The organism is Streptomyces sp. NPDC097640, from assembly GCF_040302705.1.
Lineage (GTDB): Bacteria > Actinomycetota > Actinomycetes > Streptomycetales > Streptomycetaceae > Streptomyces.
On record NZ_JBEOSB010000010.1, the window covers coordinates 162,433 to 175,878 of the forward strand.

Below are 13,446 nucleotides of genomic sequence, written 5' to 3' on the forward strand. Positions count from 1 at the left end.
TCGGGGTCGTGCGGCAAGATGAGGCCCATGGATAGCTTCGGGGGAAGCGGTGGCCGCCTGCTGGCCGGGCGCTACCAGTTGGTGTCACGGCTGGGGCGCGGCGGCATGGGTACGGTGTGGCGGGCCGTGGATACATTGCTGGGCCGGGATGTGGCGGTCAAGGAACTGCACGTCGACGAGGGGCTGGACGGGATGTCGGCCCTCGACCTCCAGCAGCAGCACGAGCGCACGCTGCGCGAGGCCCGCACCGTGGCGCAGATCAAGCATCCGAATGTGATCGTCCTCCATGACGTGGTGGAGGAGGACGGACGCCCGTGGATCGTCATGGAGTTGGTCGACGGCAGCTCGCTCGCGGACCGGCTGGCCGCCGAGGGGCCCGTCGGGCCGGGTGAGGCGGCGCGGATGGGGCTCGCGCTGCTGGACGCGCTGCGGGTCGCGCATGAGCGCGGGGTGCTGCACCGGGACATCAAGCCCGCCAATGTGCTGGTGGAGGCGGGCACCGGGCGCGTGGTGCTGACGGACTTCGGGATCGCGCAGGTGACGGGAAGCACGACGATCACGGAGACCGGGACGTTCGTGGGCTCGCCCGAATACACCGCGCCCGAGCGGATGTCGGGGCAGCGCACCGGCCCGGAGTCGGACCTGTGGTCGCTCGGTGTGCTGCTGTGCACGCTGGTCAGCGGCGAATCGCCGTTCCGCCGCGACTCGTTGGGCGGGGTGCTGCACGCGGTCGTGTTCGACGAGATACGGCCGCCCGCGGCCGCCGGTGCCCTGACCCCCGCCATCGAGGGGCTGTTGCAGCGCGATCCCGCGCTGCGGCTGAACGGGGACGGGGCGGCCCGGATGCTGCGGATGTGTCTGGAGCCGGGGGACACCCCCGAGATCCCTCTGGAGTACACGCCGACGCAGCCCGCCGTGCCGGTGACGACCGGCCACGGGGCCGGCCACGGTCCCGGGTACGGGGCCCCCACCCCCGGCGCCCCCGTCCCCTCCCGCCGCGCCCCTCGCCGCCGTACGGCGCTGATCGCGGCCGTCGCGGTGGTCGCGCTGGCCGGTCTCGGCGCCGGGGTCGCGGCGCTGGCCCTCGACCGGGGCGACGGCGACGGCGACAGCGACGGCAAGGCCAACGCCACGAGCGCTCCCGCCAAGGAGCCGTCGAAGACGCCGCCGTCGGGCAAGGCGTCGCCCACCGCCTCCAAGACCGCCGTCCCGGACGGCTACGAGCTGGTCAACGACCCGGCCGGCTTCACGATCGCCGTGCCCAAGGGCTTCTCCCGCGAAGTCAAGGCCCCGCGCGTCTACTACAACTCGCCGGGGAAGGAGTTCCGCATCGGGATCCACGTCCAGGAGCTGGACCCCAAGGGCCCGTTGCAGCTGAGCCAGGAGGCGGACGCCAGGGGGCCGCAGGACTACCCGGGCTACCGCAGCGGCCAGGTCATCCAGACCGAGCGCCAGGGGCTGCCCGCCGCGCTGTGGGCGTTCGTCTGGAACGGCTCGGCCGACGACGGCGGCTCGCGCCAGACGTACGACCTGACCTGGAACGAAGCGGGAAAGATGTACGACGTGTGGGTGTCCGCGCCGGTCGTCAGCAAAACCGAGGGAAAGCAGTATTTCGACACGGCTGTCGACACATTCTCCGTTTCCGCCAAACAGAATTGAACGGCACCGCAACGGCTTTGTCACGAGCGGCCACAGCCGCCCGGGGCCGCTGGCGGGCCGCGCGCCCGAGCAGGTAATGATGGTGCCATGACGAACGACGGGGGACGGGCGAACGAGCCCACCAGCTACGAGCTGCAACCGCCGCAAGCCCTGGCCGCGCCGGTGCCGTCCCAGGGGGAGCCCGGCGGGGAGTCCAAGGCGGAGTCCTCGGCGGAGCCCAAGGCGGAGTTCGAGGCGGAGTCCTCGGCGGCTTCCCAGGACCGGCAGCCCGACAGCCCGTACGAGCCGACGCAGCTCGACGGCCGGGCGGCCGCCGGGCAGTCCGACCCCCGTACGTCGGCGCCCGCGCCGGCCACCCAGGACCCCAACATCGGCCGCGTCATCGGCGGCCGCTACCGCCTCGTCTCCCGCCTGGGACACGGCGGCATGGGGACGGTCTGGCGGGCGCACGACCAGGTCGTCGACCGCGATGTCGCGGTCAAGGAGCCACGGGTGCCCGAGACCCTGCCGGAGGGCGAGCGGCAGAAGATCTACCAGCGGATGCAGCGCGAGGCGCGCGCCGCGGCCCGGATCGACCACCCCTCGGTGGTCTCGGTGTACGACGTGGCCGTCGAGGACGGCCGGCCCTGGCTGGTGATGGAGCTGGTGCGCGGCGACTCGCTCGGCGACCGGCTGGCCGAGGGCACGCTGGACCCGCGCGAGGCGGCCCGGATCGGCGTCGCGGTGCTGGGCGCGCTGACGGCCGCGCACGACGCCGGGGTACTGCACCGCGACGTCAAGCCGGACAACGTCCTGCTCGGCCGGAACGACCGGGTGGTGCTGACCGACTTCGGCATCGCGCAGGTCGAGGGCGAGCAGGGGCTGACGGAGACCGGCGCGTTCGTCGGCTCCCCCGAATTCATCGCGCCCGAGCGGGTGCTGGGCCAGCGGCCCGGCCCCGAGTCGGACCTGTGGTCGCTGGGCGTCGTGCTGTACGCGGCGGTGGAGGGCATGTCCCCGTTCCGCCGCTCGCACGCCCCCGCGACGCTCCAGGCCATCCTCTCCGCCGAGCCCCAGACGCCCGCGCGCGGCTCGGGCGCGCTCGGCACGCTCATCATGCAGCTGCTGCGCAAGGAGGCGTCGGCGCGGCCGACGGCGGCCGAGGCGCGGAGGGCGCTGGAGGAGGTGGTCCGGCCGCCGCAGCCGGTGCCTACTGTGCTCGCGACCAGCCTGTACGCCCAGCCCCAGCCCCAGCCCCAGCCCCAGGCCCCGGCCGGGACCGGGCCCGGGACCGGGTCCGAGGGAGCGGCCGGGGAGGCGCAGGCGCAGAGCGGGGGCAGCCGCTTCGTACCGCCCATCCTGCACAAGAACCGCAAGGCGCAGCTCGGCCTGGGCGGCGTGGTGCTGGTGGTGGCCGCCGTGCTGGTGCTGACCCTGGCGAAGCCGTTCGCGACCGAGAGCGATCTTCCCAAGGGGTGGATGGTCCGGGAGGAGCGCGATGTCGTGGGCGCGTCCCTGGCCGTGCCCAGCGAGTACCGGCGCGTGCAGAACGACAGCAACGAGGACTTCACGGCCGTCACCTTCACGGACCCCAGCGGCGTCTACACCGTTCTCCTGACCCGGCAGAAGACCACCGAGGAGCGGGAGATCAAGGACGCCCGCGACATGGCCGGGCAGGTCGTCAGCGCCTACAAGAACCCCTCGTCGTCCATGGAGGACATCGAGAGCTCGACGAAGCAGGCGACGCAGCAGGGCGAGGAGGGCGCGGTGGACCTCACCACCACCTACGTCCCCTCCGGCAGCAGCAGGGACGACAACCCCATCCGCTATGTGAAGCGCGACCACATCTACGTGGACAAGACGCATACCGGCTGGCAGTTGACCGTGACCATGCCCGCCGACGGCGACGCCCGCCCGACCGGCGACGAGCTGTACGAGAACGTCGTGGACAGCCTCAAGATCGAGGGCCTCTGACGGCCGGGGCACGGACCGGTCCACCCCGTCACACCGGCGGTCGCCGGTGTGATTGTGTGCCTGGCCGGTGAAAGCAGGTTACCGTCGGGTACCCAAACCGGCCCGGCGGGCCTACCCTCGCCCCCATGACGGACTCGCAGGACAGCGCACAGCCCACGCAGGACGCCCCGCAGGACGCCGTACCTGACGCCGGACCCGACGCCACGCCCGACGCCGGACCCGACGCCGGACAGGGAACCGCACCCGCGCCCGCCCCCGCCGACGGCAACCCGGTCGCTCCCGCGGGCGCCCGCACCGCCGCGCAGGTCGTCACGCCCGAGCTGGTCGCCCGGCTCTCGCGGGGCGTGGTGGGCAGTGGCAGGACCACCAGCCACACCCCCTTCACCGGGGAGGTCCTGGCCGAGCTGCCCGAGTCCACCCCCGAGGACGTCGCCGAGGCATTCGAGCGGGCGCGCAAGGCGCAGCTCGCGTGGGCCCGTACCCCCGTGCGGCGGCGCGCCGCCGTACTGCTGCGCTTCCACGACCTGCTCATGCGCCACCAGTCCGAGGTGCTCGACCTGATCCAGGTGGAGACCGGCAAGACCCGGCTGCACGCCCACGAGGAGGTGCAGGAGGTCTGCCTCACCGCCCGCCACTACGGGCGCAAGGCCCCCGGCTACCTGGGCGCGCGCCGCCACACCGGGGCCGTGCCGGTGCTCACCAAGGTCACCGAGCTGCGTCAGCCCAAGGGCGTCATAGGTCTGATATCCCCCTGGAACTACCCCCTCTCCCTCTCCGTCGGCGACTCGCTCCCCGCCTTCGCCGCGGGCAACGCCCTGGTGATGAAGCCGGACACGGAGACGGCGCTGACCGCCCTGTGGGCGCGCGAGCTGCTGATCGAGGCCGGGCTGCCCAAGGACGTGTGGCAGATCGTCCTCGGCGAGGGCCCGGTCGTCGGCCCCGCCGTCGTCCAGCACGCCGACTACGCGTCGTTCACCGGCTCCACCCGCACCGGCCGCGAGGTCGCCCAGCGCGCGGCGGCGCGGCTGATCGGCTGCTCGCTGGAGCTGGGCGGCAAGAACGCCATGCTGGTGCTGAGAGACGCCGACCTCGACAAGGCCGCCGAGGGCTCGGTGCGCGCCTGCTTCTCGTCCGCCGGGCAGCTGTGCGAGTCGATCGAGCGGCTCTACGTCCACACGTCGATCGCCGACGCCTTCCTGGAGCGGTTCGTCGCCCGGACGAAGGCGATGCGCCTGGGCACGGCCCTCGCGTACGGGGCCGAGATGGGCTCGCTCGCGGGCGAGCGCCAGCTGGAGACCGTCGTACGCCATGTCGACGAGGCCCGGGAGAAGGGCGCCACGGTGCTCACCGGGGGCCGCGCCCGGCCCGACATAGGCCCCTACTTCTACGAGCCGACCATCCTCGACGGCGTTGAGCCGCCGATGGCCGTGTGTGCTGAGGAAACGTTTGGCCCGGTCGTCTCCATCTACCGCTTCGCCGACGAGGACGAGGCCGTCGAGCGCGCCAACGCCACCCCGTACGGCCTCAACGCCAGCGTCTGGACGAAGGACGGCCGGCGCGGCCGCGCGGTCGCCGCCCGGCTGCGGGCCGGGACGGTCAACGTCAACGAGGGCTACGGCGCGGCGTACGGCAGCGTCCGCGCGCCCCTGGGCGGGATGGGCGACTCCGGTCTCGGGCGCCGCCACGGCTCGGAGGGGATCCTCAAGTTCACCGAGGCGCAGACGGTCGCGCACCAGCGGCTGCTGCCGCTCGGCCCGGCCTTCGGCATGACGGACGAGAACTACGCGGCGTTCATGACCCGTAGCCTGCGCGCGATGAAGGCGCTGCGCCTGCGCTGATGGGCGCGCGGCAAGGGGAGGCACTGCGGTGGACGACGCATACGACGACGCATACGACGACGCGAACGACGACGCTTACGACTACGACGTCATTGTCGTCGGCTCGGGCTTCGGCGGCTCCGTCACGGCCCTGCGCCTGACCGAGAAGGGATACCGCGTCGGCGTCCTGGAGGCCGGGCGCCGCTTCACCCCCGAGACCCTGCCCAAGAACTCCTGGCACCTCCGCGACTACCTGTGGGCGCCCGCCCTCGGCTGCTACGGCATCCAGCGCATCCATGTCCTGGGCAAGGTGATGGTGCTGGCGGGCGCCGGGGTCGGGGGCGGCTCGCTCAACTACGCCAACACCCTCTACGTACCGCCCGAGCCGTTCTTCCGGGACCCGCAGTGGGGCGCCATCACCGACTGGCGGGCGGAGCTCGCGCCGTACTACGACCAGGCGCGGCGGATGCTCGGCGCGCGCCTGAACAAGACCATGACCCCCTCCGACGAGCACCTGAAGGCCGCCGCCGAGCGGATGGGGGCGGGCGAGACCTTCCATATGGCGCCGGTGGGCGTGTTCTTCGGGGACGGCGACGACGCGGACGGGACGGCGACGGCGGCGCCGGGGGAGCGCGTCCCGGACCCGTACTTCGGCGGCGCGGGGCCCTCGCGCAGGGCCTGCACCGAGTGCGGCGAGTGCATGACCGGCTGCCGCCACGGCGCGAAGAACACCCTCAACGAGAACTACCTCCACCTCGCCGAGCGGGCCGGCGCCGTCGTCCACCCCATGACGACCGTCGTGGCCGTCGGCGAGGACCGGCGGGGCGGCTACCGGGTCACCACCGTCCCCACCGACCGGCGCCGCAAGGGCCCGCCGCGCGTGCTGCGCGCCCGCCAGGTGGTGCTGGCCGCCGGGACGTACGGCACCCAGACGCTGCTGCACACCATGCGGGACAAGGGCCTGCTGCCCCGGATCCCGGACCGGCTCGGCATGCTCACCCGCACCAACTCCGAGGCCCTGGTCGGCGCGCAGACCACGGACCGCCGCTACCGCAAGGTCCGCCCGGGGCAGGGGCGGGCCGACTTCACCCGTGGCGTGGCGATCACCTCGTCCATCCACCCCGACGACACCACCCACATCGAGCCCGTCCGCTACGGCAAGGGCTCCAACGCGATGGGGCTGCTGTCCGTCCTCCAGATCCCGGAGGGCGGCCGACTGCCGCGCTGGCTGCGGTTCCTGGGGAGCCACCTCCGGCACCCGGTGCTCGTGGTGCGCTCGCTGTCCACCCGGCGCTGGTCGGAGCGCACCATCATCGGCCTGGTCATGCAGACCCACGACAACTCGCTCACCACCTACCGCAAGCCGAAGGGGCTCGGGAAGGGCCTGCTGACCGCCCGGCAGGGCCACGGCGCACCCAACCCGGACCACATCCCCGAGGGCGCGCAGGCCGCCCGCCACCTCGCCGAGTCCATCAACGGCTTCCCGGGCAGCAACGTCGGCGAGCTGATCGGCACCCCGCTCACCGCGCACTTCCTCGGCGGCTGCCCGATCGGCGCGGACCCCGACCACGGCGTCATCGACCCGTACCACCGGCTGTACGGGCACCCGGGCATCCATGTCGTGGACGGCGCGGCGGTCTCCGCGAACCTGGGCGTCAACCCGTCCCTGACCATCACGGCCCAGGCGGAGCGCGCCATGTCCCTCTGGCCCAACAAGGGCGCCCCCGACCCCCGCCCACCCCAGGGCGCCCCGTACGAACGCCTGACCCCGGTCGCGCCAGCGGCCCCCGCCGTCCCCGAGGACGCCTTCGGCGCCCTGAAGCTGCCCCTGCTGCCGGTCCCGAAGGTGCCCCCGGTCGCTGACCACTGAGGTCGCCCGGTCACCACAAATCAGTTGCCATAGAGGGTGCTCCAACCCCTAGCGTCCTGGGCATACGGTTCCGAGCCCAGGAGGCAGCAGCATGACCAACGTTTCCACCCGACGCCTCGGCGAACTGGCGGTCTCCGCGCAGGGCCTGGGATGCATGGGCATGAGCCACGCCTATGGCGCCGCGGACGACGAGCAGTCGATCGCGACCCTGCACCGCGCCCTCGACCTCGGGGTGACCCTGCTGGACACCTCCGACTACTACGGCGTCGGGCACAACGAGGAGCTGATCGGACGGGCCATCGCCGGGCGCCGTGACGAGGTGGTGCTGGCCACGAAGTTCGGCTTCGCCAACCGCCTGGGCGAGCCCACTCAGATACGTGGCGACGCCGCCTACGTGCGGCAGGCGTGCGAGGCGTCGCTGCGCCGGCTCGGGGTCGACCACATCGACCTCTACTACCTGCACCGGGTCGATCCGCAGGTGCCGATCGAGGAGACCGTCGGGGCCATGGCCGAGCTGGTGCGGGCCGGTAAGGTCCGCCACCTCGGGCTGTCCGAGGCCGGTGCGCAGACCATCCGGCGGGCGCACGCGGTGCACCCGATCGCCGCGCTCCAGAGCGAGTGGTCGCTGTGGACCCGCGACCTGGAGGCGGAGATCGCCCCGGTCTGCCGCGAGCTGGGCATCGGTCTCGTCCCGTTCTCCCCGCTCGGACGCGGCTTCCTGACCGGCCGGTACACCTCGGTCGAGGGGCTGGAGGAGACCGATATGCGGCGGACCCAGCCGCGTTTCGCCGACGGCAACCTCGAACGGAACCTGGCCATCGTTGCGAAGCTGAACGAGCTGGCCGAGGCGAAGGGGGTCACCGCCGGCCAGCTCGCCCTGGCCTGGGTGCAGCACCAGGGCGACGACGTGGTGCCGATCCCCGGCACCCGGCGGCAGCGGTACCTGGAGGAGAACCTCGCGGCCCTGGACGTCGAGCTGTCCGCCGAGGACCTCGCCGCCATCGAGGCCGCCGCCCCGCCCGAGCGGATCGCGGGCACCCGCTACGACGCGACCAGCCTCACCTTCGTCAACGGCTGAACAGTGCCTCCGGCCGGCTCGCCACGGGGCTCTCCGCTGTCACTGCTCGGATCTAGGGTTGCGCCGAAGATCTCGCCGATCACCAGGACAGGGGACGATGAGCGGCACAGAGGTACTGCATCCGCGCGTACTCAAACAGATCGAGCGTCTCAACGGCCGACTCCCGGAGGATTTCGCACCCCGCGAGTGGACCGTGGTGACGCCCGCGGGCGAGCACGCCGTGCCGCCGTCGATTCAGGCGTTACTGGCGGTGCGCTGGCCGGCAGAGCAAGTCATGCGTACCAACAACGAGTACGAGTGGAGCGTTCGGTTGCCTTCGGCCTGCGAGGTCGAGGACGGCCTGGTCGCGGAGGACGAGCCCCGCCCGTGGTACAGCGTGGGCCACCACGAAGGGCAGTACTACCTGCTCGTCGATCTCGCCGAGGCTGCCGACGTGAGCGACCCGCTGGTGTACGAGGTCGACCACGAGGGGGACCAGCAGGCATACGGCGGGGAACCCGTGTCGGCTGTGCTGTCGGGGCTGAGGGTGCCGCGGCCACCGTCGGCGAGGTCCCGCTTTCCGCGTGCCTGCGCGGCCGGCGATCTGACCGTGGTGCGTGAAGTGCTCACTCGTCGGAGGAAGCTCGGCGGCTTCGTCACCTCGGGGCTGACGCCGCTCCACCTCGCCGCGTTCTCGTCCCGGTCCCCCGAACTGGTGCAGGCCCTGCTGAGCGCGGGCGCCGATCCGAACGCTGTTGTGGGTGAGGTCAGGTCCCTGACCACTTACGTTCCCCGGGAGCGCATCTTCGGACGTGCGATAGCTCCGGGCAGTACACCCTTGCACGCGGCCCTCACCGCGATGTTCAACAGCTGGGCAGGGCCGTACGACATCGTGCGCGACATCGTCGGGGCGCTGCTCGACGCAGGCGCTGACCCGAACCTCACCGACGAGAGTGGGGACGCCCCGATCCATTACCTGCGCACAAACAGCGAGCCCGAAGCGAGTGACGTCATCCGGCTGTTGCTCGAGGCCGGCGCCGACCCGAACGCCGAGGGGCAATGGCGATCAGGCCCCTTGAGCGATGCGGTCAGCTTCGCACGACCGGAGACCGTGAAAGACCTTCTCGATGCCGGCGCCGACCCCCTCAGGCCCTCCCGGCAACGCTTCTGGGATGTGGAGGGGGCAACCCCTTTGCACAAGGCCGCCTTCTTGGCCCGCGAGGATGTCCTCCGTTTGCTGTTCGCCCGCATCACGGACGTCGATGTCCGGACCCCCAAGGGGGTGACCCCGCTCCATGTGGCCCTGACCTCCCGCGACACGACGGGGCTGCGCCTGCTCATCGAGGCGGGCGCGGACACCTCGGCCGTTCTGGCCGATCCCACGGCGCTCAAGCCGGAACTCCGCGCCCAGACGCCGATAGAGATCGCCCGCGAACTCGGCAACACCGAAGCCGTGGACCTCCTGACAGCCGCCCGCGCCGCGGCCTCCGGCTCCCCCTGAGCGGCTCCCCCCTGAGCAGTTCCCCCTGAGCGCGAAGGGGCCGCCCCGGGCGGGGGCGGCCCCTTCTGGAACGGCAACGCGTTACGCGGCCAGGCCACCGCTGCGGCGGCGGCGCACCACGAACACCGCACCGGCGCCCGCGGCCATCGCGACTCCGCCGATCACGGCGATGGTCGGCAGCGCGGAGGAGGAGCCGGTCTCGGCGAGGGTGCCCTTGGGGTCGATCTTCGTGTCGCCCTGCGGCTTGGGCAGGGGCTTCTTGCCGCCCTGCGGCTCCGGCTTGGGCTCGGCCGGCGGGACGTGGCCGGGCTTGGAGCCGGCCGCCAGCACGTCGAACTCGTAGTAGTCGCCGGTCGAGAAGACGCAGTTGCCCTCGTCGTCCGCGTACACGCCGAAGGTGAGCGCGTAGCCGAAGCCGTCACCGAGGGCCTTGGCGGAGACGCTCAGCCGCATGTCGATGGTGAGGGTCTCGTGGGCGCGCACATCGGTGTAGCCGAGGTAGCCGGCGGCCGGGTCGTTCTCGTCGGTGGAGATCGACTTCCAGACCCCGCTCTCCGGGTCCTTGAACTGGAGGGTCAGGAACTTGCCGGTGCCGTCGGGGTGCTTGGAGTCCGCGGTGCCGGCGAAGACACCGAAGTCCACGCGCTTGAAGGCCTTGTCCGAGTCGTTCTCGACCTGGAACTTGAAGCTGTGGAAGCCGCTGCCGGCCACGACCTTGGACGGCAGACCGGAGATGGTGGTGGTGAGGTCGGGGTCCTCGTTGTACGACCCGTCGTCGGTGCAGTCGTCGCCCGGCGTCGGCTCGTCGGTCGGCTCGCCGGTCGGCGGGGCGGTCGTGGGGGTGCCGGTGGTGGGCTCGGTGGTCGGCGGCTTGGTGTCCGTCGGGTCCGTGGTGGGCTCGGTGGTCGGCGGCTTGGTGTCCGTCGGGTCCGTGGTGGGCTCGGTGGTCGGCGGCTTGGTGTCCGTCGGGTCGGTCGGGGACGGGGTGGTCGGCGTGGGGTCGGCCGTGGGCTCGACGGTCGCGGTCGGCTCGTTCGTCGGCTCGTCCGCGAAGGCGGCGGGCGCCGCGAGCAGCGCGGCAGGGACGATGGCGGCCGTCGCTGCGGCGGTCGCCAGGGCGCGGCGAAGCTTCATGAGACCTCTTCTGGGTCCATCGTGCCGCTGGTCGCCAGCGGCACGCAGTGGAAGGCCGTCGCGGTGGGGGCGCGGTCTGGCCGTGCGTTTGCACGTACATGACCGGCCAGCTGGCCGAAAGGTTGCCCTCGGGGTTGCTCACAGAATGGTCACAGAAAGACCCGATCAAGGTCACGGATCTCTGGAACCGTGAAAGGCGAAGGGCCCCGAGGGCGCCCGAGCGGGACGGGCGCCCCCGGGGCCCTAGGCGGTCAGCACCGGCGTCAGGGCAGCGCCGGTGCTGAAGGGCGGCGCCGGGGGGAGCGCCGCTGGCTTTGCGTGCCGTCGGCTTTCGGGGTGGTGCGCTTGGTAAGTCGGAGAGGGGGCGTACGCCCGCGTGGTCGGACCAATGACGGTAGGGAGGTCCGGGGCGTCTTCCCTGATGTGCATCGTGGTGGATGCGGCGCTCCCGGCGCAACCATTTCGACCGGATACGGTCGGCCCCGGGCGTCCCCGGGGCCGACCGTTCTTTAGGGGTGGTGACCGGGCTGCTGTCCCCTGCTGACCGGTCACCTCGCCGAAGCGAGGTCCCACGACGCGCGCCGCCTGAATCACCGCAGGGGGCACGTCTCATCGCCTCGGCGGATCTGAGCCACGCGTGGATTTTTCCGGGCCGCTCCTGGCTGGCGCGGACACCGAGCTCAACGAAGTGGCTCACGGCCCGGTCACGTGGCGTACGGGTGACGACGCGTGACGGCGCGAGCCCGGAAAGTGTCGATGGTGAGCCCGTTAGAATCGAAGGTCCAACCCCCAGAGTCACCGCCACCACCGCCGGAAGGCCGCCGAAGTGCCATCAGCGTCCCCTGCTGCCGCCCCCGACACCGTCCTGGTCGTCGACTTCGGCGCGCAGTACGCCCAGCTCATCGCCCGTCGTGTCCGCGAGGCCCGGGTCTACAGCGAGATCGTCCCGTCCACCATGCCGGTGGCCGAGATGCTCGCCAAGAAGCCGAGGGCGATCATCCTGTCCGGCGGCCCCTCGTCGGTCTACGCCGAGGGCGCGCCCCGCGTGGACCGCGCGCTGTTCGAGGCCGGGGTGCCGGTCTTCGGTATGTGCTACGGCTTCCAGCTGATGGCCACCACACTCGGCGGCACCGTCGACAACACCGGCGCCCGTGAGTACGGCCGTACGCCGCTGACCGTCTCCAAGCCCGGCTCCACGCTCTTCGAGGGCACCCCGGCCGAGCAGACCGTGTGGATGTCGCACGGCGACGCCTGCTCGGCCGCCCCCGAGGGCTTCACCGTCACCGCCTCCACCGACGTGGTGCCGGTCGCGGCCTTCGAGAACGACGAGAAGAAGCTGTACGGCGTGCAGCACCACCCCGAGGTGATGCACTCCACCTACGGCCAGCAGGTGCTGGAGCACTTCCTCTACCGGGGCGCCGGGATCGAGCCGAGCTGGACCACCAGCAATGTGGTGGAGGAGTCCATCGCGGCCATCCGTGAGCAGGTCGGCACCAAGCGCGCGATCTGCGGCCTGTCCGGGGGCGTGGACTCCGCGGTGGCCGCCGCCCTCGTCCAGCGGGCCATCGGCGACCAGCTGACCTGCGTGTACGTGGACCACGGCCTGATGCGCAAGGGCGAGTCCGAGCAGGTCGAGAAGGACTTCGTCGCGGTCACCGGCGTCCAGCTGAAGGTCGTCGACGCCGAGGAGCGCTTCCTGACCGCGCTGGCCGGGGTGTCCGACCCCGAGGAGAAGCGGAAGATCATCGGCCGGGAGTTCATCCGGGTCTTCGAGCAGGCTCAGGCCGAGATCATCGCCGACGAGGGCCCGGCCGTGGAGTTCCTGGTGCAGGGCACCCTCTACCCGGATGTGGTGGAGTCCGGCGGCGGCACCGGCACCGCCAACATCAAGTCCCACCACAACGTGGGCGGGCTCCCGGACGACCTCGAGTTCGAGCTGATCGAGCCGCTGCGCCGGCTGTTCAAGGACGAGGTGCGGATGGTCGGCCAGGAGCTCGGCCTGCCGGACGAGATCGTCCAGCGCCAGCCGTTCCCGGGCCCCGGCCTGGGCATCCGGATCGTCGGCGAGGTCACCAAGGAGCGTCTGGACCTGCTGCGCGAGGCCGACGCCATCGCGCGCGAGGAGCTGACCGCCGCGGGCCTGGACCGGGACATCTGGCAGTGCCCGGTGGTGCTGCTCGCCGATGTGCGCTCGGTGGGCGTGCAGGGCGACGGCCGCACCTACGGCCACCCGATCGTGCTGCGCCCCGTCTCCTCCGAGGACGCGATGACCGCGGACTGGTCGCGGCTGCCGTACGACGTGCTGGCGCGGATCTCGACCCGGATCACCAACGAGGTCGACGAGGTGAACCGCGTGGTCCTGGACATCACCAGCAAGCCGCCGGGCACCATCGAGTGGGAGTGACCCCATAACCCCATAACCCCTGTCGACACCGACGCCGCCGCCCGCGTTCCA

The 13,446-nt window shown here is 72.0% G+C and carries 8 protein-coding genes; 7 read left to right on the forward strand and 1 reads right to left on the reverse strand.

The genetic code is table 11. The features are described 5' to 3' along the window. Nucleotides 1-18: 18 nt before the first annotated feature. The 6 genes from ABTY62_RS17995 to ABTY62_RS18020 all read left to right on the forward strand — a co-directional run bounded on the left by ABTY62_RS17995 (nt 19) and on the right by ABTY62_RS18020 (nt 9,857). Nucleotides 19-1,659, forward strand: a complete 1,641-nt coding sequence (locus ABTY62_RS17995) for a serine/threonine-protein kinase (RefSeq protein ID WP_352130389.1) — start codon at nt 19-21, stop codon at nt 1,657-1,659. An 87-nt stretch (nt 1,660-1,746) separates the two neighbouring features. After that, nucleotides 1,747-3,612, forward strand: coding sequence for a serine/threonine-protein kinase (locus tag ABTY62_RS18000; RefSeq protein WP_352130390.1), 1,866 nt, complete (start codon nt 1,747-1,749; stop codon nt 3,610-3,612). 125 nt (nt 3,613-3,737) lie between these two features. Next, nucleotides 3,738-5,450 carry a succinic semialdehyde dehydrogenase gene (locus tag ABTY62_RS18005; protein WP_352130391.1) on the forward strand — a complete coding sequence of 571 codons (1,713 nt, stop codon included), beginning with the start codon at nt 3,738-3,740 and terminating at the stop codon, nt 5,448-5,450. A gap of 28 nt (nt 5,451-5,478) precedes the next feature. Beyond that, on the forward strand, nt 5,479-7,299 hold the full coding sequence (locus ABTY62_RS18010; protein WP_352130392.1) for an FAD-dependent oxidoreductase: 1,821 nt from the start codon (nt 5,479-5,481) through the stop codon (nt 7,297-7,299). A gap of 91 nt (nt 7,300-7,390) precedes the next feature. After that, nucleotides 7,391-8,377, forward strand: a complete 987-nt coding sequence (locus tag ABTY62_RS18015; RefSeq protein WP_352130393.1) for an aldo/keto reductase — start codon at nt 7,391-7,393, stop codon at nt 8,375-8,377. A gap of 97 nt (nt 8,378-8,474) precedes the next feature. Further along, nucleotides 8,475-9,857, forward strand: a complete 1,383-nt coding sequence (locus ABTY62_RS18020; RefSeq protein ID WP_352130394.1) for an ankyrin repeat domain-containing protein — start codon at nt 8,475-8,477, stop codon at nt 9,855-9,857. Between the two features lie 81 nt (nt 9,858-9,938). Here the strand turns inward: ABTY62_RS18020 and ABTY62_RS18025 are convergent, their stop codons facing one another. Then, nucleotides 9,939-10,991 (reverse strand): LAETG motif-containing sortase-dependent surface protein, encoded by a 1,053-nt coding sequence (locus ABTY62_RS18025; RefSeq protein WP_352130395.1) that lies wholly within the window; start codon nt 10,989-10,991, stop codon nt 9,939-9,941. Nucleotides 10,992-11,817: 826 nt separating this feature from the next. Here ABTY62_RS18025 and guaA point away from each other — a divergent pair. After that, nucleotides 11,818-13,395, forward strand: coding sequence for a glutamine-hydrolyzing GMP synthase (gene guaA / locus ABTY62_RS18030; protein WP_352130396.1), 1,578 nt, complete (start codon nt 11,818-11,820; stop codon nt 13,393-13,395). Nucleotides 13,396-13,446 lie beyond the last annotated feature (51 nt).

Coding starts and splice junctions, on each gene's coding strand:
- ABTY62_RS17995 (WP_352130389.1), top strand. CDS start 19: ATGAGGCCCATGGATAGCTTCGGGGGAAGCGGTGGCCGCCTGCTGGCC.
- ABTY62_RS18020 (WP_352130394.1), top strand. CDS start 8,475: ATGAGCGGCACAGAGGTACTGCATCCGCGCGTACTCAAACAGATCGAG.
- ABTY62_RS18015 (WP_352130393.1), top strand. CDS start 7,391: ATGACCAACGTTTCCACCCGACGCCTCGGCGAACTGGCGGTCTCCGCG.
- ABTY62_RS18005 (WP_352130391.1), top strand. CDS start 3,738: ATGACGGACTCGCAGGACAGCGCACAGCCCACGCAGGACGCCCCGCAG.
- ABTY62_RS18000 (WP_352130390.1), top strand. CDS start 1,747: ATGACGAACGACGGGGGACGGGCGAACGAGCCCACCAGCTACGAGCTG.
- ABTY62_RS18025 (WP_352130395.1), bottom strand. CDS start 10,991: ATGAAGCTTCGCCGCGCCCTGGCGACCGCCGCAGCGACGGCCGCCATC.